The sequence below is a fragment of the Vibrio sp. A11 genome, from assembly GCF_013048705.1.
GTDB classification, from domain to species: Bacteria; Pseudomonadota; Gammaproteobacteria; order Enterobacterales; family Vibrionaceae; genus Vibrio; species Vibrio metschnikovii.
Genome location: NZ_VHSI01000003.1, coordinates 42218 through 62743 on the forward strand (window position 1 = coordinate 42218; position 20526 = coordinate 62743).

Sequence of the window (20526 nt, forward strand, 5' to 3'; positions counted from 1 at the left end):
TTTATACCCAAACGATTTGAAGTTGCAGGTAGGCGGCAAGTGAGAGAATTCCCCATGAGCATAGGCAAACGATGTGATTGGGGTGAACGAACGTAGCCAACACCGCTGCAGCTTCAAGTAGGGAGGGTATACTCATTGTTAATTAACTAAGATATTGGGGCAGTTTCCAAACGTTCAAGCGATGCAGCGATCATCTTGAAATAAATAAGTCTCGCTATTTACTCGGCAACGTGTATAGTGAAGTTGGCTCTTAAAGCAGAGTTGTTAATGTGACATAAAGTGTAAGTTTTTGCTCAGAAAACCATCGATACCCTTCGTTTAGTGCCTGTACAAGTTTACCTTCATCTACCATTCAATTGCTTATCTATCAGCCAACATTAATTTAGTATCATAAAATATAGAGGTAATTATGTCAGGTAAAGTGACAGGTTCAGTAAAATGGTTCAACGAAACTAAAGGTTTCGGTTTTCTTACTCCAGATAACGGTGGAAGTGATGTTTTTGTTCACTTCAACTCAATCGCATCTGAAGGATTCAAAACTCTCGCTGAAGGCCAAAAAGTAAGCTTCAACGTTGAGCAGGGCAAAAAAGGCCCTCAAGCAGAACAAGTAACGGTTCTGTAATAGAATGTTGATGGCGTGATACTTTATCACGCCATTGTTTTATCCATCACTTCCTTCTCCGCTTTGAGAAAAGCTTGCCACTTACGATACCGCACGACCAATATTTCTCGTTGAAATAACACTGAAATAGAGGTGTTAACGATGATGCACGGATTACATTCACTTTTGTGCAACAAATCTAATAACTCGGTTCTTAGGCTGGCCTTTAATCCTCATTAGTGTACTAATAGGAATCATTTTTTAAATGGATGATACCAACATGGCAAAAGCACCAAAAAAAACCAAGACAGCCGCTCCTCAAGCGGACAGCAATGAGAAAATGCCGTTAACTCAGCACCAAACGCGTAAAAAAATTGAAGATATTCTTGAGCAAAGAGCCTTTGAAAAGCAGTATGGTGGATAAGTTACCGATGGCCGACTGCCTTTTAGCAGCTGTCATACGCTAAAAGGCCAACGCTTAAGCACTTTTCTCTTTATGTAATCATCGAGTTAAGCATTATTGATTCATCAATAACCATCTGTATCCAGCTGTTTCATTCATTCTGTACGATATTTTTTGTCTCCAACGCCATATTTGTAATACCATACCTCCCCTTAGAAACTCGCTATTCCCAAGCTACTCGATCTTGTCATCATCAGCCTTGTTCATTATTGCTATTGAACAAACGGATACCAATAATCCGACGTTAACTTCAAGTAGCTAGGGATACCTAATCACTGAGGAAACGGATGAATAACCGACAGCGTATTATTCAACAAACTCATCGCGAAGCATTAGCCGCTCTGATCCTCGCCTTAGGTTACTTTATCTGGTGGTATGTCACGGCTTATGGCTTCTCTGCGCCTTTTGATAATCTTGAATTGCCAGCGCTCTACTTTGGTATGCCGTTGTGGTTTTTGCTGTCTTGTGTGGTAGGCCCAATAGTATTTACTCTGCTCTGCGCGTTAATGGTGGCATTCATTTATCGCGATATTAGTCTTGAACCAGATATGACGGCCCGTGATGAATAATCAACTTCTCTTGCCTCTCATCATTTATTTAGCAGCCGTATTTGCGATTGCTTTTTTTAGCCGGCGTAGAACAACAGATGGCGGCTTTCTCAATGAATACTTTCTTGGTGGGCGCAGCATGGGGGGCTTTGTGCTCGCAATGACGCTTGCTGCCACTTATGCCAGCGCTAGTAGCTTCATTGGCGGGCCAGGTGCCGCTTACAAGCTTGGCTTAGGTTGGGTATTGCTAGCGATGATCCAGTTACCAGCAACCTGGTTAACTCTTGGTATATTAGGCAAAAAGTTTGCAATTGAAGCTCGTCGTCATAATGCTTTAACTCTCAATGATATGTTATACGCTCGCTTCAAAAGTCGCAGTGTGGTCATATTAGCATCGACGTCTTTATTACTGGCATTTTTTGGTACGATGGTCGTACAATTTGTCGGTGGAGCACGCCTATTACAAACGGTTACTGGGCTCTCTTATCAACATGGTTTAATGCTGTTTGCTTTTACTGTTGGTCTTTATACAACAATCGGCGGGTTTCGTGCGGTAGTAATGACCGATACCGTGCAAGGGATCATGATGTTAATCGGAACTTTTGTGTTGTTAGCAGGGGTTATCCACGCTGGCGGTAGCCTTGGTACACTAGTCACGGAACTGCATCGTATTGATCCTGCGTTAATTACCCCCTACGGCCCCGATCAATTCCTCAGTCAGCCATTTATGTTGAGCTTTTGGATACTGGTTTGCTTTGGTGTGATTGGGTTACCCCATGCCGCCGTTCGTTGTATGTCTTATAAAGACAGTCAATCGTTACACAAAGGTATAATCTTAAGCACCATCATGATGGCTTTGTTGATGTTTGGCACCCATTTATCGGGAGCATTAGGGCGCGCTATCGTGCCGGATCTTACTAGCCCAGATCAAATCATGCCGACCTTAATGATCACCGTTCTTCCGCCTTTATTGGCAGGGATTTTCCTCGCCGGCCCCATGGCGGCGATTATGTCGAGTATTGATTCACAGCTAATCCAAGCCTCGGCGACATTATTAAAAGATCTCTATCTTAACTATATTAATCCCAGACTCATCGATGAGCCGCAGGCAGAAAGTAAGATGACTCGCTTATCTTTGTGGGTGACGATGATTTTTGCTTTGTTAGTTTTTTTTGCTGCAACCAATCCACCGGAGATGATTGTCTGGCTTAACTTAATGGCACTCGGAGGCTTACAAGCGGTATTTCTCTGGCCTTTGGTGCTCGGTTTATATTGGAAAAAGTCTTCATCGACAGGCGCATTGAGTTCAATGATCGTTGGGCTTTCCACCTACACGAGTTTAATGTGGTTAAAACCTGATTTAGCGGGCATCCATCCCATCGTCCCGACCCTACTGTGTGGATTACTCAGTTTTATTATGATGAGTTATCTAAAACCGGATACAAGGCAACAGCTTAAAGAAAGTATGGTTGAGCGTTAAGTGAAGCCCGGTAATTTGCTGCCGTAACAGCAAACTGTCGACCTAAGCGAGTCGAGTTTCACTATGTTCTTGTGAGGTGGGACTTTTGTCAGAAAGATACGAGTTATCAGTAATGGTGTTTCAATCCACGCGCCTGCGGGAGACGCGACGACCTGCTTCAAACTTGTCGTGGATACTTAATCGTTTCAATCCACGCGCCTGCGGGAGACGCGACAAACAGCCTCATGCCCGAAGCTTTGTTTACTCGGGTTTCAATCCACGCGCCTGCGGGAGACGCGACCATCATGCTAGCGTTGATGTTCGTTTTACTGCTAGTTTCAATCCACGCGCCTGCGGGAGACGCGACGACCTCGAACCAAACTGCATAAGCGGATTTATAAGTTTCAATCCACGCGCCTGCGGGAGACGCGACACAAACTTATCCACCAGCATTTCAATCTCATCTGTTTCAATCCACGCGCCTGCGGGAGACGCGACGATATGTTCGCTCAGCAAATGACCGGAGTTCATGGTTTCAATCCACGCGCCTGCGGGAGACGCGACAAAGCCAACACGCTCTATCACATTGCCGTTCGTGTTTCAATCCACGCGCCTGCGGGAGACGCGACTTTCTACGATTCATCTGACCACCAGCCAATATACGTTTCAATCCACGCGCCTGCGGGAGACGCGACCTCTCGATGATGCATCCGCGCTGCAGTCTCAGATGGTTTCAATCCACGCGCCTGCGGGAGACGCGACTGATTACAAAATCACTCATAACTCACAAGGCAAGTTTCAATCCACGCGCCTGCGGGAGACGCGACAATCATCGACCACTTCATAGCCGTCTTGGGCAACGTTTCAATCCACGCGCCTGCGGGAGACGCGACTTGGATTTTGGGCAGAGAAACCCAAATTAAGACGTTTCAATCCACGCGCCTGCGGGAGACGCGACGACTTTGCTAATAGCCATGCTGTCTTTAAGCGTGTTTCAATCCACGCGCCTGCGGGAGACGCGACCTACGCTAGCGGCCAGTCGTCTTCACGTTCTGCGTTTCAATCCACGCGCCTGCGGGAGACGCGACATTAACGATATGGCCGCTCAGTATTCAAAAGAAGTTTCAATCCACGCGCCTGCGGGAGACGCGACAAGGTCAAGCGGGTTTGATTCTTCGATTACTCAGTTTCAATCCACGCGCCTGCGGGAGACGCGACAAGCCAATTGGCCGATCACTTACCAAACTGACTGGTTTCAATCCACGCGCCTGCGGGAGACGCGACCTACGCTAGCGGCCAGTCGTCTTCACGTTCTGCGTTTCAATCCACGCGCCTGCGGGAGACGCGACCTAAGCGATTTGATGCTGTTTGCGTTTACACAAGAGTTTCAATCCACGCGCCTGCGGGAGACGCGACCTGACAAATACCAAGAGCGCTTTCCGACTTACAGTTTCAATCCACGCGCCTGCGGGAGACGCGACAAGCTACAGCTTAGCTAACAATAGCGTTACAATAGTTTCAATCCACGCGCCTGCGGGAGACGCGACTTCTGGTTATCGTTGTCGAAAACGGTATCTTCTGGTTTCAATCCACGCGCCTGCGGGAGACGCGACATCCGAACTCTTTAATGTTTTCTTCACATTTTCTGTTTCAATCCACGCGCCTGCGGGAGACGCGACCGTAAACCACATCGCGATTCGTTATACAGTGTTGGTTTCAATCCACGCGCCTGCGGGAGACGCGACTGAAAAACCGAGTGGTTTACGATACAACTACCGGTTTCAATCCACGCGCCTGCGGGAGACGCGACCTGCTGTGATTGGTGCAAATACCACCATGAACACTGTTTCAATCCACGCGCCTGCGGGAGACGCGACATTATCAAAATAAAATAAAACCCCATTCGATGTTGTTTCAATCCACGCGCCTGCGGGAGACGCGACGCCGCCACTTGTGAAGCTGCGCTTTGTCATCATGTTTCAATCCACGCGCCTGCGGGAGACGCGACAAAGCGGATCGATAATATTGTATATCGCTCTGTGTTTCAATCCACGCGCCTGCGGGAGACGCGACCTTATATTCACACTCACATTGAACTGCAGAAAAAAGTTTCAATCCACGCGCCTGCGGGAGACGCGACCTCTCGGCTCAAAATAGCAACGGCCACTTTGCCCGTTTCAATCCACGCGCCTGCGGGAGACGCGACAAAGGGTATAAAGGAAAATGTATAGTTAGGTATTGTTTCAATCCACGCGCCTGCGGGAGACGCGACCAATGGCTATGCACGCTAAATATCCACCGACCAAAGTTTCAATCCACGCGCCTGCGGGAGACGCGACGCTTTGACGGAAAGACGGTTAACGGCTATACGAGTTTCAATCCACGCGCCTGCGGGAGACGCGACAAAGAGAATTCTTGTCAGGGTTCAGTCAACACAGTTTCAATCCACGCGCCTGCGGGAGACGCGACTGGGCAAAACGCACAAACGCATGGCGTATGATGGTTTCAATCCACGCGCCTGCGGGAGACGCGACGTGTACGAAATCATTATCGAATAGAATACAACTAGTTTCAATCCACGCGCCTGCGGGAGACGCGACAAACTTGACCGGATATGCTGATTACGTTACTTCGTTTCAATCCACGCGCCTGCGGGAGACGCGACGTGGCATATGGTAACTTGGTTGGATTATTAATCGTTTCAATCCACGCGCCTGCGGGAGACGCGACTCAGGCATTGGCGCTATCAGGACTAGATAGTAAGGTTTCAATCCACGCGCCTGCGGGAGACGCGACCAAAAAAAAGGGCGGATAGTCCTAGGTCAATGTGTTTCAATCCACGCGCCTGCGGGAGACGCGACTTCATTAGTCGTCGTCTTGCCTTTTGCTATTTTTGTTTCAATCCACGCGCCTGCGGGAGACGCGACATCTGTTAATGGCGTCTCAGTTAGAATTGACAATGTTTCAATCCACGCGCCTGCGGGAGACGCGACTTCTGAGAAAGTTGAACAACTGCAAGCGAACACAGTTTCAATCCACGCGCCTGCGGGAGACGCGACTGCCTATTGTGAAAGGCACGTGTAAACTAGCATATATTATGGTTTGCCGCTAACTTTACGCGGTAGAAGAAAACTGTTTTGTGTGAATCTATAAAAACAAATATTTGCTCTATTTTTAAAGAACTTATGTAATCGCTAGATCCCCAGTGTTTTACTGAGAACTCAAGGCTAGCGATTATAAAATCAGGGTATCTCTGAATATATCTATCGCTTCTTTCGCACCATGGTGCTCTACTTTGTTTTGCCAGTTTTTACCGAGCTTATAAAAACGCAAACTGTCGACTTCAGGATCATAAATAGATAAAAGTTTATCTTTAAATTCTAACCATTGTGTTGAGTCTATTTCACATTCAAACACTGAATATTGCACTCTCATACCATAGTCTAAGCAGACTTTTGCTAATTGCCTGAGGCGTTTTTGCCCATCATCACTGACAAAAGATACATCGTAGGTGACCAATACCATCATGGCGCACTCTCCTTATTTTTTGATCACAAATGGCGGATAATGGGCTAAATCACCACGTAAATGCCGGGCTAGTAACATGGCTTGGACATGTGGTAATAAACCAATTTGCACCTTTTCTTGCAAAAATGGATGTATGACTTCTTCTTGTTTTTTAGCTTGATAAGCCTGAAAAACCAACTTACGCGCGTCGTCTTTTATGGTGACTCCCCCAAGACAATCTACCTCAAAGTCCTTCGTGGTGAGGCTTTTATTATTAAAGAGTTTTAAGGCAATACTATCGACAATATAGGCTCTAAACTCTTCTAAAAAATCAAGGGCGAGACTATTTCTACCCGGACGCTCTTTGTGTAAAAAACCGACCTGAGGATCTAAGCCAACTCCTTGTAATGCCCCGCTGATCTCTTGCCCTAATACAGAGTAAAGCAGTGAAATAACCGCATTAACGGGATCTTTAGGCGGCCTTCGAGTGCGCTTATAAAATAACTGTTTGCTTTCGTTACCTTTAAACATGTCAGCGAACGCCGAGAAGTAATGTGATGCGGCCTCTCCTTCTAGTCCTAAAATAGTGTCGTAGCCAGTCACTCCCTTGAGTTGCTCAATAATTTGTTTTAAACGCTCAATGGCTTTTTCTAACTGTGGCGTACTGTTGTGATTGCGCCTAAAGCGTAAAAGCAACATGCGAGATGAACGTATTTTTGCAGCAACAATATGCTTGGCAAGCTCATTTGCAGCTTGCTCCTGAACATTAAACTGCTGCCTACGCAGCAATACATTGCCCGTTTGTTTGCCAACCACATTGGCGAGAAAGCGGCCATGCATATCAAAAAAAGCGAGGTGTGTACCATTTTCACCACAAAAGCCAAGTAACTGCGGCGAAACCATAATATTGCCAAAACAAAAGATGCTACCAATCGAATGGATGGGAAGTTGCATCAGTTTTTGCTTTTCACCCTCCACTTTTTGTTCAATGAGTAAGGTTTCGCGTTGCTTATGCAAATAGACGCCATCTTTGGTGATATAAAGTGAGTTTTGCAGTTTTTTCATTCCGCCTCCGTGTTAAACAATCCGGCTACGTAACCGCTTGAACCATCTTTATAGGTTAAATCTGGCTGACAGATCTCAATTAAAGAACATGCCTTACAGTGTTTACCTTTGGTTGGCGGAGGTGTTTTCCAGTTTGCAAACAACCGTTGTACTTGGGTAATCAAGGCTTTAGTTTGCGTTCGCAGTGAGTTATCGAATTCAATTTCAATGCGTTTGCGCGTTTGCCAATACCAAAGTGCGCCATTGGTAACCTCAACGGATAGCATTTCTTCAATACATAAGGCTTGCGCGCACAGCTGTACTTTATCGATATCGTTGGCTTTTGGTTTCCCTCGTTTATATTCAACGGGGACAAATTGGTTGCTGATTTTATGGTGCTCTAATAAGTCTAATTTGCCTGTTACGCCTAATTGTGGCGCAGTCACCACTACGCCACGTTCAAAACGCACCCCTTTACGAGTTTCTGGCTCGCCATTATCCACTCGCTCATGTAACTGCCGCCCGTGTGCCGTTAGGTAGTTTTCTTGCCACACTTGCTCTAAGTGGATCAGCGCGCATTGGCGCTGACAAAAAGCAAAGTGTTGTAGAGCGGAGATGTTGATTAGGCGAGCATCAATCATTAGAAACCCTCGATCACTTCTGGCTCTAGACCTTGTAAAGCGCTTACCAGTGAATCGTTCAACGCCGTCGTTTCAAGCGGTAAACCTTGTTCAATATGAGCTCTTAGCGTTTGATGCACTTTTGCTGAAGAATACTGACCAGACTTAGAGCCATGCTTCCACCATATAAGATGTGAAATACCCATAGAACCTTCGGGACGCGCTGATGATGCATCACCTTCAAAGAGTTTGACTAATACCGCTTTGATTTTTTCTGCATCTTCATCACTGAAGCCTGTTTTCTCAGCCAACTGAGGGGTCATGGCACCGAAAGCAACATAGGTGGCTTTATCTACACGATGCTTCATCCCCATGGTGTCTGATGATTTTTTGGTGCCATCACCTTCGCCACTAACGCTCTTGGTAATTTGTGTGCTAGTAATACTCACTGGCTCAATACTAAACGCGCTTTGAATCGTAACAGGCCCACGGATTGGAATAGATACACCATCCGAGCCTGTTCCTTTAAACGCAAAAACTTGACCAAATGCACGTACATCGAGCCATTTTTCACAACATAATTTTGCGGCTTGACTTGGTGCCGTTTTTTTACTGTTGAATGCCTCTTTGCCTACACCAACCTCGTCTGATTCAGCTCGGTTGCGTAAGCTTGTCATGCCATCGGTTTTCCTTTCATCCGATTGAACAAAAATGCTTTCTCCCGCTTCTTGTAAACGATCACGGATTTTGCGCTTTAAACAAACATCGGTAATTTCACCAAAGCCCTCGTAATCGGTGCGCGGGCGGTTGCCATTAAGAGGGTCACCATTTGGGTTAGCGTTTAATACGTTAAAAATTAATGCAAAGTCGATTTTATTTTGTAAAGTCATAGTGATATTCCTTTTCTTAAACTGTTTCTTCTAAGTTTTCTTGAACTTGTTCGTCATTCACTTTCTTAACCCATTGGCCTTTCTCTACTTTATGAGTTTCTAGCCACATCATTTGGTTGTGAAAACCAAGCAAAAATTCAGGGGTAAGTTTTTGGTTTGAGGTAAAGTCGGCAGGATTAAACCTATCGGTTATTTGCATAAGCAGTGCTTTTGTTGCGTTGTCGTATCCTTGGTAGTTATTAAACAGTCTTTGCTGATACGGTACTAAGGCATTGCTGATGTTTAGCCACGTTGAAGCGGGTCTATTCACAAATTGCGTCATAAAACGCTCTGCCGTGGTTAAACGATTTGCTTCACTACTTGAGAGCGCAACTTTTTCAATCTTGTTAGCCACCGCCAGTAAACGACCAAACAAATAGTCGCGACTGGCATTATCTTGTTGTAATGCCATTGGGTATTCCTTTTGAATAGTTGAATGGGTTGTTCGGATGTAAAAACCTTTGATCAGTGAGCAGGCAATGCCTAAATTTTGCAACCAAAGCCAAGTTTGATCAGATTTATAGGCAACGCGGTTAATTGCACGGCGAAACGCACTGTGCATGATGTCTTGCGGAATCGGTTTGCCCTCAACGATACAGGGGTATAAACGGGTAATGAGGTTTTTCTTTAAGGTGTCAGCAGATTTAAGTACATCACCGTATACACCATCAAGCACTCGGAATAAGCTCGGGGCACTATAAACCCATTGCCACTGTTCGTTTATTTTGGCTCGCTGCTGCCAACCCAGATCGAGCTGCCACTGCTCTAATCGCGCTAAAAACTCTTTGGCTATGGTTTCACGGTAATACAAAATACCCATTCGTCCCGGCGTCGCGGAATCTAGCCCGAGCAGTGCAATTTGCTCATTGTCATCCAACTGGTTTTTCGTTTTTATACCGTTAAAGTAACGCTTTAATTGATTGGCGTATGCTCGACCTAAATCCCGCGTGTGCTCAACTTGGTCGGTTTCTGCTAACAAACTTGCCAAGTCACTGAAGTCTAGTTCGGTAGGTTTAGGGACCTCTTTGCCTGATACTGCCCAAGCTAAATAAACTTGATCGCCATTTCTAAAAACACTTTGCTTAGTTAACAAACAACGCAGTGCATTGTGCGCTTTTTGTGTCACTTCAAAGCTAATGTTACAAGCTTCTTCATTGGATAAAAAACGACCTCGGAAGGTGTAACCGCTTTTATCGTTGGCAGAGATTAATTTAGCTTTATCACCACTATGACGTATCTTCGCTGGGTGGTTGCTCGCAGCCAGTTTTTCTTCACCAGTGGCGTAGCACATGGCTGTGCTATCACCATTTTGGCTATCAAAAGCAATCCAGCTTTGCTGGATACTTGGATCAAGCCAAGTTTTTGATTGTGGTTCACCAGGTGTTTCTACACTCCAACAAACTAACGCAGAACCTTGATCAAACAAACCTTTTTCTTTCGGCAGGATTTTTAATAACGCAGGAGCTTCGCCTTCATCTTGCCACTTAGTCAGTAAGTGCCCATCTTGTGCATGTAGAACATTTTCGGCAACCAAGTCTGTAACCACAGTGCCTTTCTCTATGTATTGGTAGACAGCACACACTACTGGGTGGCCATGCTCTGAATCACACCAAGCTTTTAATTGCGCTTGATACAATTCAAAGCCAGACTTTTTAATACCACCGAAATCAGCGTAATCTTTGGCAACGTATTGGATTTTATCTGCCAATGCATGTGGTGCTAGCCCACTTGCTCTACCCGCTGATGACTCAGTCGCTGGGAGAACTAAAACCGTTTTTTCTAATACTTCAGCACGAACAAATTCACCTTGATTGTTAATCACGATGTGAATATGTGCTGTTTGTGGAGTATGACAAATCGGCATCACTTGCTGTTCAAATGGCAGCATATCATTGAGTTTTTCAAGCTCATCATAGGTTTTATAGAGCGTCATTAACCAAGTCATAAAATGCTCTCCGTTTGCTCAACACTCTGCACATTTTGTTCAAGCTCAAAACTTTTTGCGTCCATTTTTCTCACGTGACGCGTTACTGGGCATGCTGTTACATGAGGATATTCAATGACGCCGTTTTTCATTACGCCATGCCAGAATCGACTAATCAGTTCGTTGTTGCCTGTTTCATCAGGGTAACCAAAACTATGGAACATTAAGCCAAAACCTAGCTCGTCAATATCATCGTAAGCCCCTTCACCCTCCCCAAAAAGACAAGGTTCAACATAACCTTGACAATCGCGGGTACCTAGAAAGATGTCTTGTCGTCCGCCTTTTTCCAGCATGCGTTTAGCAATGGTAAAATGCTTACCGTCAACACGATCTTTCGCTAATTCAGGTCGGTGTACATTCCATTCAAAATGGGCTTCAATTTGGTACTCAACATCATGCAAAAAGGTGTAATACGCCAAAGTATTACCGCCTCCCCAATTCAACGGCTTTGTTCCCTTCGTTTGAGTGCGTAGTGGTTTTATTACCCTGACTCTATCAACATGCCAAATAAGGGTTGGTTTCCAATAGATGGATTTTAAAATCCCTTTAATCGCCTCGTAAGTAGGAATGTGATAAGTGCACTTTTCACCTCCCACTTTAGTTATGGGGTCGGTAAATAACGCATACCTGCCCCATAATCTAAAACTAATACTGTTTTTCACATGGCTCTCCTTGTTAAAAACATGGTTGTATTTAAAAAATTAAATCTTGCTGAGCATTTGTTACTTCTAAGCTCAAACCAAAATCTTGACTGTAAAATTCTTCACTTAAATAAAACACAGCTTCGTCTTGAGCTATTGGGTACACCGCCTGCTGATCGGTGAGTTTTTGCCATACATTAGGGAAAATATTCACACTGTACTTTTGTGCAGCTTTTAATAAACCGCGGTAACTTGCCACATCAAAGCGCTTATCAAGCGCACATAAGTGTGTGATGATGCTTTGCGCTTCCTCATTAAATGGCACGATTACGGAATGCACAGGCGCATCAATGGCTTTAAACTGTTTCGCGGCAGTCATGAAAGACTGTCTCAGAGCAAACGGTGTTTTATTGATATTTCTTTGATTACTACTTAGCAAGTTAAGTATGCTTTGATCTTGCTTAACCGGATAGCTCATCTCTTTATGGCGCTCATAAAAGTAGTATTGAAAATATTGACTCATTGCTTGCGGTTTAAGCAAATCTTCTTCAGAAAACTCGGTGAATATTCGGTTTGAAGCAGCAATGCCTGTTTTAATATCGTGTAGCATACCGACATTTTCTTCTGCAGGGTTAAGCACAAACACATGACCCTTTTTTTGTTTGCCATTTCGATTACAACGTCCAGCAGCTTGAGCGATTGAGTCAAGACCAGCGACAAAACGTATAACGCAGCCAAAATCGACATCAACACCGGCTTCAATAAGCTGAGTACTGATACATAAAGTGGCCAACCCGCCTGATAACCGCGCTCTAACTTCATCTAGAATTTGCTTGCGATGAGCCGAACACATGCCCGTACTTAAATGGAATATTTTCGTCCCATCAAGAACTTGACTTTGCAATGCTTGAAACAGTTGCTTTGCCCAAACTTTGGTATTTACAATCACCAAACAGCTTTGTACCGCTGATAATTGCTGTTGTACTAGTTCAGTGATTGCGACCTCATTCCAACCCTCTTTTTTGGTGACGTTTTTTATTCTCACTCGTTCTAGCTGTTGATAAAGCTTTTCAATATTAGGGGTTAGTTCATTTTCTAGCGGTAATTGCAATTCGCCAAACGGCTTGATTTGTTCGGGTAACTGATTGAGTAAAGGCTGGGTCGCGGTACACATTACCGCCGTGGTGTTACAAAACCGCGTTAAATAGTTAATGGTGTTATTGAATAAATGAACACAACGAATAGGGAGTGTTTGGATTTCATCAAACACCAGTATCGCATTACTAAGTTGATGTAACCGCCTTGATCCACGCGTACCATTTGCAAACATACTTTCAAGAAACTGTACCATGGTTGTGAGCACGATGGGCTTATCCCAATTTTCGCATGCCAGTTTTGAACGCCACGTTTGTTGCTCTGGCTCCAAATTTGAATGGTGCTCTAATACCCAATCATCTGAGTCTATTTCACCCAAAACTTCACGAATGGCATTGGCATTTTGCTCAATAATTGAGGTAAACGGAATGATGTAGATGATCCTATCAAGGTTATGTTTTTTAGCGTGATGCAGTGCAAAGCGCAGGCTAGCGTAAGTTTTTCCACCACCCGTTGGGACAGTCAAACTGTAAATGCCTGTTTCACCTTGTGCGCGATTAAAACAGTTGTCTGATATTTCAGCACGAATATGATCGATGGGATTGACTGGCTCAAACTGTGCAATAAAGCTTTCAATTTGATCGCAAGCAGACGCCCAATTAGGTTGCTTAAAACGCTCAGGTTTATTGCTTGGCTGCTCAAAGTCGGCACTATCAATTCGGTCGGCATCAATTAGGCAACTAAACAACATTTTTGTAAACATGCCAAGGTAGTAATCATGCTCAATAGCTGAAAGTCCGTATCGATCAAACATACTTTTAAGGTTGCAGCTGCTTTTTAAAAGAAATTCAAAACTTGCGAGTGACTGCGCCTGTGAAAGTAAATCAGGATCAGCGTTTTTAGTGCATTCTTTTTGATGGGTTAATTCATCATGCTTTTTAATCCGATTTGCAAAAACATTTTCATTTTCTGACAAGCTATCAATCAACCCGCTGTGGTGCGAGGCGATACACAGACTTAGTGCTTGAGCAATGGCTAACCCGTAAGGAATTAGAGTTTGGTCTTGTTGCCGTAAATGATTTAAATGGGGCAACAGTACATTAATCACCCATTGTGCACCTGCGCTTGAATGGTCAATTTTCCCTTTTAAGCTTTTGCTATTTGAACTTTCAAAACTCCCCTCATCATTATCTGGATTATAGCCCGTTTGCTCAGCAATAATCAGCCGCATATATGCTTGAAATGCTCTGCTGTATTTACCAAAGTCATGCATTAACCCAATCAGTTGCCCTTGTTCGGCAAAACCTATTTTTGCAGCAAACCTGCCAGCTAGTTCGCTCACCGCTGTTAAGTGAGCATAAACGCTTTGATGGTGCCCATGCTCACTATCGGGATGGGCAATATAAAATTCACTCAGCCTTAAATCATTCATCAGCATCGTTCCAACTGTGTAACATTCTAGATAAAACTAGCCGCCCAGTTTATATCGGCATTCACTTCTATCTTTAATAAAGCTCTAAAGTCAGCGAGCGATAGTAATTACTGGTATACCATTCCTACCTAAAGCTACGTTCGTTCACTCTAATCACATCGCTTGCCTATGCTCATAGGTATTATGAGAGCCATCCTTGGCTCTCACCACAGGTAAGCCTAGGGCTGTTCAAATTTTTTGCTCACTTGCCATCTAGCTGCAACTCCAGGTGGTTTAGGTATACATCGGAAAAAATATTGCCAAACCAGTTGATTGTGACGCCATAAAAATCAACTAATTGCAGTGCATAAAAAACCATAATAGCGCTATAGAACCGCACAAACCAGAAAACACGTTGAGTGGACTTTTAAAAATGAGATCTCAATGATTGTTGGCTCAAGTGATTGAGAATGAACGACAAGCCTTGCTCGAACACTTATCTTCACTTCAAATTGACGGAAGACAAAGAAAGTTACTGTTATTCTATGATTTTCTGGCGAGTATTGAATGCATATTCGAACGACAAACACAATTGAATCATGTTCGCCATAATGTCAGTGAGAACAAGTAAAAACTACGTTAGTCGCCTCCTAACTATGGCATTCAAGCTAATGAAAAAGGCGGAATCAAAATAGTCAAGACTGAGGAAATTCAACCTACTGGCTGATGTATTTTAGTTTGAGTGATAAAAAGTAAACTACAACGAGTACATGAAAGCAATGTGACTGTTAGAGAAACTGATTTGGTTAACAGCGGTAGCACTCATCTATCTGTGGCGGTGATCGTAATTGCTTTGCTGATATTAGTCTTAACACAAACCAATCGATTATCTTCGCGTGCTTAGCGATGGTCTATCCAACAGCAGAATCAAAAAAAGCGAGCACGAAGCTCGCTTTTTACTATTAATTACAGTAATTCAATCGACTGCTGAGCAATTACAAATTCTTCATTAGTAGGCACAACAAGGGCCACTGCGCCTAATGGTTCTGATCTTGCAATAATCCCTGCATTACCAAAACGAGCCTGCTCATTACCTTGCTCATCTTCCACAAAACCAAGAATTTTTAAATTACGTAAGATTTCACGGCGGATAGGCAGGGCATTTTCACCAATACCACCGGTAAAAATAATTCCATCTAAAGAATCTAGGGCAGCAAGATAAGAAGCGATGTATTTAGCCACGCGGTAAGTAAACACTTGGAAGGCTAACGTCGCACCTTCGTGGCCTTGATCCATGGCTTCAAGGATACCACGCGCATCACTGGTTAAACCGGACACACCAAGGAAACCAGACGCTTTATTTAATGAGTTAAATACCTGCTCTTGCGTCCACCCTTTTTTCAACAAGAATTCAATGATCCCAGGGTCAAGGTCACCGCATCGAGTACCCATCATCAAACCAGATAAGGGAGTAAAGCCCATACTGGTATCAACACTCTGACCATCTTTAATCGCACAAACGGATGCACCATTACCTAAATGAACAGAGATAAAACTGCTTTGTTCAATGGGCTTATTGAGCATTTTGGCCGCTTCACGACTGACGAAGTAATGGCTGGTACCATGAAAACCATATCGGCGAATACCAAATTCGGTATAAAGCGATTTAGCAATACCACCGGTGTAAGCCTTCGGTGGCATCGTTTGGTGGAAGGCGGTATCAAAAACCGCAAACTGTGGCAGCTCAGGAAAAGCATGCATCGCTGCACGCATACCAATCGCATGAGCTTTGTTATGCAGCGGAGCTAAATCACTCAACGCTTCGACTTCTTGTACAATTTTCTCATCTAACTTAACGGTTTTTGTGAACTTTTCACCGCCATGAACGACGCGGTGTCCTATCGCCACCACCTCATCGATAAGACCGTAAGTTTTGACTAACTCAACCAGTTTTTCTACCGCTAACTGATGGTGGTTATTTTCACCTTGAATGGTGCAACTGGCTTTTTCTCCGTTACATTTCCAGCTCATTCGAGCATCATCCAGCCCAAAGCATTCACCGAGACCACTCAATACGGCATCACCCGTATTAGAATCAATAACCGCAAATTTCAGTGATGAGCTACCAGAGTTAATAACCAACACGTACGAGTTCGACATGGGGAGTATCCTGTATTCGACTATGAGTTTGAAGCCTGCGCTTCTCTTTTTTCGTGCCACCCATTATTCAATAATTTTTGAATCTTTCAACTTTTGTTTTGTTGTTTTGCCCAGTTAAGCCGCTTCTTTTATTGATCTGTAACAAATAATCTATTCTTTTCTAGCGAGAAATATTTCTCCGCCCTTATTGGCCTTGATAAGGCCACCTCCTTATGCGGTGTGATAAAGACACATTCGTTTCCCTTCCAGCTCTAAGACTCGAAAAGGCGTTTCGTAAATGTCTTCTAGTACCGAAGCTTGGATTACCTCTTCCACCGAACCACTGGCCACTACCATTCCCTTTTTTAGAGCGATAATCCGGTCGGAATAACAGGAAGCAAAATTGATATCGTGAATGACCACTACGACCGCTTTGTTTAAATCATGCGCCAGACGGCGGATCGTTTCCATAATCTGCAGTGAGTGTTTGATATCCAAGTTATTCAGCGGTTCATCCAAGAAAACACAATCGGTATCTTGAGCCATGACCATCGCGATAAACGCCAGTTGACGTTGACCACCACTCAATTCATCAAGGTATTTATGCTCCATGCTTTTAATATCAAGATAGGCAATCGCTTGATCAATAATAGCGTTATCCTCTACCGTGAGCTTACCTTGAGAATGTGGAAAACGCCCAAAAGCAACCAACTCACGTACGGTAAAGCGCATGGTCAGATTGTTGGCTTGACGTAAAACGGACAGTTTTTTGGCGAGGCTTTTGGTATCCCAATCCACCAATTCACGGCTTTCAATCCAAACCTTACCTTCATCACGTGACATTAAACGGCTTGCCATTGATAACAAAGTGCTCTTGCCTGCCCCATTCGGGCCAATAATTGAGGTCACCTGGCCTTTCGAAAATTGCGCGCTCGCTTGATGAACCACAGCTTGAGAGCCGAAATACTTGGTCAGTTTGTCTAATTGAATCATAACGGGCTACACCACTTTATTACGCAAGAGAAGAGAGAGGAAATAAATCCCACCAATGAAGTTAATAATCACGCTCAAGGTAGTACCGAATGAGAATACGTTTTCTACTATCCATTGACCGCCTAAAAGGGCGACGACCGACATAGCAGAGCAAGCGATCAGCAGCACACGATGCTGATAAGAGCGTAACCATTCACGAGTTAAATTGGTCACCAGCAAACCGAAAAACATTACTGGCCCCACTAAAGCCGTCGAAATAGAAACCAACACGGCACTCAGCAACATGACATCACGCGTGGTGCGCTTGACATTAACGCCGAGGCTGATCGCATTATCATTATCGAGCCAAAAAACATCGAGTGTACGATGCATACGGAACAGTAAATAACTCACCACAAGTAATAACGGAGAGACGGCATAAACCAATTTCACGTTAACATTATTGAAGCTGGCAAACATTTTGGCTTGTATCGCCGCAAAGTCATTTGGATCCATCAACATAATGAAAAATGAGGAAAAGTTCGAAAATAGTTGACCTAAAATAACCCCCAACAACAAAAGAACAATAATGTTATTGCGCTGACGGCGAAAATAGAAAGTGAAAAGCAAACTCGAAAACACCAGCATAGCAGCAACCGATAACGCAAAATTTAAATAGCTATTGAGCATAATCACGCTGAAGCTGCCAAATAAAACCACCACTAACACTTGCACCAAAAGGTACAAGGCGTCAAACCCCATGATACTCGGCGTCAAAATTCTATTGTGAGTAATGGTTTGAAAAGCTAAAGAGGATTGAGCAATAGCAATAGCAGCTACCACAATCGCTAACACTTTGGGGATCCGACGAGACAAAAAATACTGATAGTTATCGGCGTTAAGGCCAACGCTAATAAACAGAACGGCAAATAATAACGCCAGTACTATCATCAATATCGTTTTATGTTTATCTTGCATGCTGAGGACCTCTCAAAATCAACACGATAAACGCAATGCCGCCAATAATACTGATGATCATCGAAATCGGTATTTCATAAGGAAAAATCAGCACACGACTGATAATGTCGCAGAGTAGAACGAGGGAAGCGCCAAACAGCGCAGTGCGTGGAATATTTTTACGCAGGTTATCGCCATAAAAATAACTGACTAGATTAGGGACGATCAATCCTAAAAAGGGCAATTGTCCAACGATCATCACCACCGATGCCGCCATAATGGAAACCAAACACACACCGAGAGTAAGCACTTGTTGATAATTAAGACCGAGATTAATCGCAAAATCTTTACCCATCCCAACAGCGGATATTCTTGCGGCATATAAATAGCTCAACATAGCGACCGGAATCGCAATATACAGCAGCTCGAAGTCACCACTCAGTAAATTAGCAAAATTAGCCACCGCCCAACCCGATAAGTTTTGTAATGCGTCATAACGATAAGCGATGAAGGTCGCGGCAGATTGAACAACACTGCCAAAGATAATCCCGATCAGCGGAACAAACACCACATTCTTAAATTGAATACGTTGGATCAGTTGCACAAACATCAAGGTACCGATCATCGCCGTCGAGAAAATCAGTAATAAGCTCTCGCCATGACCAAAAATCACTAAGCTCAGCACGTAGCCAAGCATCGCACATTCGATCGTGCCGGACGTTGAAGGCGCAGCAAAACGGTTTTGACTAATTTGCTGCATGATAAGACCAGCAATGCTCAATCCACCACCGGCTAAAAGTACTGCCAATAAACGCGGTATACGGCTCGTCAACAACAATTGCCAAGCCACTTCATCCCCTTGCATCAACGCAGAAAAAGACAGTTGTCCCACACCAACAAACAAGGAAACTAAACTCAGGAATAGGAGCACGAGTAATAACTTTTTCAAAGTTAACCTCAAATAACGACAAAAATGAAATCAAATCTAGCAAGAAGGTAAGCAAAGCCTAGAGCATCGATCTTATGATGAGTAGAGAAAACCAGTTTCGTTAATCCACAAGCTTCAATAACGATTGGTTGATGATAGCTATCTCAGAGCGCTAACAGACTCAGAGCATCAACCAAGTCTGTTAGTGACCTAATGTAAACCATGTGAAACCGCTGGCTAATGACGATTATTGAGCATTAACAAGACAGCAGTCTCACACAGAAAACCGATAGGATTAATGGAGGCTAACTTGCATATCACTTAACATCTGCTCGGTCGCCGTCACACCGGCAATCGATAAATACCAAGCATTCAAATCTAAAAATACCATCCGATCTTGCTTATAGGCATCGGTCGCTTTAATCAATGGATTTTCAAATTCATCACGCGTATGGCTTTGTCCTTTATTGACCAACTTATCGCGGTCGATAATAAACAACGTTTGAGGATTATTTTGACGGATATATTCGTAAGAGACCAAGTTACCATGGTTAGCCGTTTGCTTAACCTGTGCGGCCTCACTGAATCCAAAATCTTTATAAATCGCAGCAAAGCGGGAATTAGCGCCAAAGGTGGTAATATTGCCACCAGAACTCATCACCGTCATCGCTTGTGCGTGATGCTGTTGATTGTAAGCGTTAACTTCAGCGAATTTTTGATCTAACTGGGCAATTTTTTCTTCAACTTTATCTTCAATAGCAAAAATTTTACCTAAATTGCGCCACTGAGCTTGAGTGCTCTGCCAATACGGCTGGTTATCATCCACCGCAAATACTACGGTTGGCGCAATTTTATTCAATTCATCATAAGCCGTTCGTGCAGCGCGCGGACCAGTAATGATCAGATCCGGTTTTTGCATAAAAATACGCTCAAAATCAGGCTCAAATAACGAACCTGCAGGAGCGTAATCATCTCCTCGGTATTTGGCTAAATAATCCGGCAACTCGGCAACTTTTGATACGGCGACAGGATTAATTCCAAAATAATCAACAGCGTCTAATGGGCCAACACCAATGACCACCACACGTTGAGGATTTTGCGGTAAGGTGGTTTTACCCATTTGATGCTCAATGGTCACATTGGCGGCGTGGACTGACATTGAAGTGAGCAAGCCCAATGCTGCCCAACTGATTATTGATTTCATACGATTCCTTACTGGCGAAAATGA

The 20526-nt window shown here is 43.9% G+C and carries 16 protein-coding genes and 1 CRISPR repeat array; of the genes, 4 read left to right on the plus strand and 12 right to left on the minus strand.

Annotated elements, in window-relative coordinates; translation table 11 throughout:
• The first annotated feature begins 409 nt into the window (after positions 1–409).
• From FKQ60_RS04565 to panF, 4 genes are all read left to right on the plus strand, one after another.
• Positions 410–622 (plus strand): cold-shock protein, encoded by a 213-nt coding sequence (locus FKQ60_RS04565; protein WP_004397054.1) that lies wholly within the window; start codon positions 410–412, stop codon positions 620–622.
• A 244-nt stretch (positions 623–866) separates the two neighbouring features.
• Positions 867–1025 (plus strand): hypothetical protein, encoded by a 159-nt coding sequence (locus FKQ60_RS04570; RefSeq protein ID WP_004397053.1) that lies wholly within the window; start codon positions 867–869, stop codon positions 1023–1025.
• A 326-nt stretch (positions 1026–1351) separates the two neighbouring features.
• Positions 1352–1633 (plus strand): YhdT family protein, encoded by a 282-nt coding sequence (locus FKQ60_RS04575; protein ID WP_170904368.1) that lies wholly within the window; start codon positions 1352–1354, stop codon positions 1631–1633.
• Entirely contained in the window at positions 1626–3092 is a 1467-nt protein-coding gene (panF, locus tag FKQ60_RS04580) for a sodium/pantothenate symporter (protein WP_170904369.1), read from the plus strand. Before FKQ60_RS04575 ends, panF begins: the two co-directional genes overlap by 8 nt.
• A gap of 117 nt (positions 3093–3209) precedes the next feature.
• A CRISPR array of direct repeats spans positions 3210–6130; the repeat unit is 32 nt; unit sequence GTTTCAATCCACGCGCCTGCGGGAGACGCGAC.
• A 175-nt stretch (positions 6131–6305) separates the two neighbouring features.
• On the opposite strand, the gene cas2 is transcribed toward panF, so the two are convergent.
• From cas2 to FKQ60_RS04640, 12 genes are all read right to left on the minus strand, one after another.
• On the minus strand, positions 6306–6599 hold the full coding sequence (cas2, locus tag FKQ60_RS04585) for a CRISPR-associated endonuclease Cas2 (protein WP_170904370.1): 294 nt from the start codon (positions 6597–6599) through the stop codon (positions 6306–6308).
• Between the two features lie 12 nt (positions 6600–6611).
• On the minus strand, positions 6612–7643 hold the full coding sequence (gene cas1c, locus FKQ60_RS04590; RefSeq protein WP_170906086.1) for a type I-C CRISPR-associated endonuclease Cas1c: 1032 nt from the start codon (positions 7641–7643) through the stop codon (positions 6612–6614).
• Positions 7640–8263: a CRISPR-associated protein Cas4 gene (gene cas4 / locus FKQ60_RS04595; RefSeq protein WP_170906087.1), complete on the minus strand. Its 624-nt coding sequence runs from the start codon at positions 8261–8263 to the stop codon at positions 7640–7642. Before cas4 ends, cas1c begins: the two co-directional genes overlap by 4 nt.
• Positions 8263–9132: a type I-C CRISPR-associated protein Cas7/Csd2 gene (cas7c, locus tag FKQ60_RS04600; protein WP_099612544.1), complete on the minus strand. Its 870-nt coding sequence runs from the start codon at positions 9130–9132 to the stop codon at positions 8263–8265. The genes cas4 and cas7c overlap by 1 nt, the downstream gene beginning before the upstream one ends.
• A gap of 16 nt (positions 9133–9148) precedes the next feature.
• Positions 9149–11116 (minus strand): type I-C CRISPR-associated protein Cas8c/Csd1, encoded by a 1968-nt coding sequence (cas8c, locus tag FKQ60_RS04605; RefSeq protein ID WP_170906088.1) that lies wholly within the window; start codon positions 11114–11116, stop codon positions 9149–9151.
• Entirely contained in the window at positions 11113–11817 is a 705-nt protein-coding gene (gene cas5c, locus FKQ60_RS04610) for a type I-C CRISPR-associated protein Cas5c (protein ID WP_170906089.1), read from the minus strand. Before cas5c ends, cas8c begins: the two co-directional genes overlap by 4 nt.
• Positions 11818–11848: 31 nt before the next feature.
• Complete coding sequence (cas3, locus tag FKQ60_RS04615; protein WP_170906090.1) at positions 11849–14323, minus strand: CRISPR-associated helicase Cas3'; 2475 nt, start codon at positions 14321–14323, stop codon at positions 11849–11851.
• 945 nt (positions 14324–15268) lie between these two features.
• A complete protein-coding gene (locus FKQ60_RS04620) occupies positions 15269–16462 on the minus strand; it encodes an acetate/propionate family kinase (RefSeq protein WP_110167169.1) in 1194 nt (397 codons plus the stop codon).
• A 210-nt stretch (positions 16463–16672) separates the two neighbouring features.
• Entirely contained in the window at positions 16673–17434 is a 762-nt protein-coding gene (gene vctC / locus FKQ60_RS04625; protein ID WP_158145122.1) for an iron chelate ABC transporter ATP-binding protein VctC, read from the minus strand.
• A 6-nt stretch (positions 17435–17440) separates the two neighbouring features.
• Positions 17441–18391: an iron chelate uptake ABC transporter permease subunit VctG gene (vctG, locus tag FKQ60_RS04630; protein ID WP_170906091.1), complete on the minus strand. Its 951-nt coding sequence runs from the start codon at positions 18389–18391 to the stop codon at positions 17441–17443.
• On the minus strand, positions 18381–19319 hold the full coding sequence (gene vctD, locus FKQ60_RS04635; protein WP_170906092.1) for an iron chelate uptake ABC transporter permease subunit VctD: 939 nt from the start codon (positions 19317–19319) through the stop codon (positions 18381–18383). Before vctD ends, vctG begins: the two co-directional genes overlap by 11 nt.
• 274 nt (positions 19320–19593) lie before the next feature.
• On the minus strand, positions 19594–20502 hold the full coding sequence (locus tag FKQ60_RS04640; protein WP_040905311.1) for a siderophore ABC transporter substrate-binding protein: 909 nt from the start codon (positions 20500–20502) through the stop codon (positions 19594–19596).
• Between the last annotated feature and the right edge of the window lie 24 nt (positions 20503–20526).

What these genes read in the sequence shown, in the direction of transcription:
- FKQ60_RS04570 (WP_004397053.1), top strand. Translation starts at nt 867, where the DNA reads ATGGATGATACCAACATGGCAAAAGCACCAAAAAAAACCAAGACAGCC.
- FKQ60_RS04640 (WP_040905311.1), bottom strand. Translation starts at nt 20,502, where the DNA reads ATGAAATCAATAATCAGTTGGGCAGCATTGGGCTTGCTCACTTCAATG.
- cas8c (WP_170906088.1), bottom strand. Translation starts at nt 11,116, where the DNA reads ATGACTTGGTTAATGACGCTCTATAAAACCTATGATGAGCTTGAAAAA.
- cas1c (WP_170906086.1), bottom strand. Translation starts at nt 7,643, where the DNA reads ATGAAAAAACTGCAAAACTCACTTTATATCACCAAAGATGGCGTCTAT.
- cas2 (WP_170904370.1), bottom strand. Translation starts at nt 6,599, where the DNA reads ATGATGGTATTGGTCACCTACGATGTATCTTTTGTCAGTGATGATGGG.
- panF (WP_170904369.1), top strand. Translation starts at nt 1,626, where the DNA reads ATGAATAATCAACTTCTCTTGCCTCTCATCATTTATTTAGCAGCCGTA.
- FKQ60_RS04565 (WP_004397054.1), top strand. Translation starts at nt 410, where the DNA reads ATGTCAGGTAAAGTGACAGGTTCAGTAAAATGGTTCAACGAAACTAAA.
- FKQ60_RS04620 (WP_110167169.1), bottom strand. Translation starts at nt 16,462, where the DNA reads ATGTCGAACTCGTACGTGTTGGTTATTAACTCTGGTAGCTCATCACTG.
- vctC (WP_158145122.1), bottom strand. Translation starts at nt 17,434, where the DNA reads ATGATTCAATTAGACAAACTGACCAAGTATTTCGGCTCTCAAGCTGTG.
- vctG (WP_170906091.1), bottom strand. Translation starts at nt 18,391, where the DNA reads ATGCAAGATAAACATAAAACGATATTGATGATAGTACTGGCGTTATTA.
- cas4 (WP_170906087.1), bottom strand. Translation starts at nt 8,263, where the DNA reads ATGATTGATGCTCGCCTAATCAACATCTCCGCTCTACAACACTTTGCT.
- cas7c (WP_099612544.1), bottom strand. Translation starts at nt 9,132, where the DNA reads ATGACTTTACAAAATAAAATCGACTTTGCATTAATTTTTAACGTATTA.
- FKQ60_RS04575 (WP_170904368.1), top strand. Translation starts at nt 1,352, where the DNA reads ATGAATAACCGACAGCGTATTATTCAACAAACTCATCGCGAAGCATTA.
- cas3 (WP_170906090.1), bottom strand. Translation starts at nt 14,323, where the DNA reads ATGAATGATTTAAGGCTGAGTGAATTTTATATTGCCCATCCCGATAGT.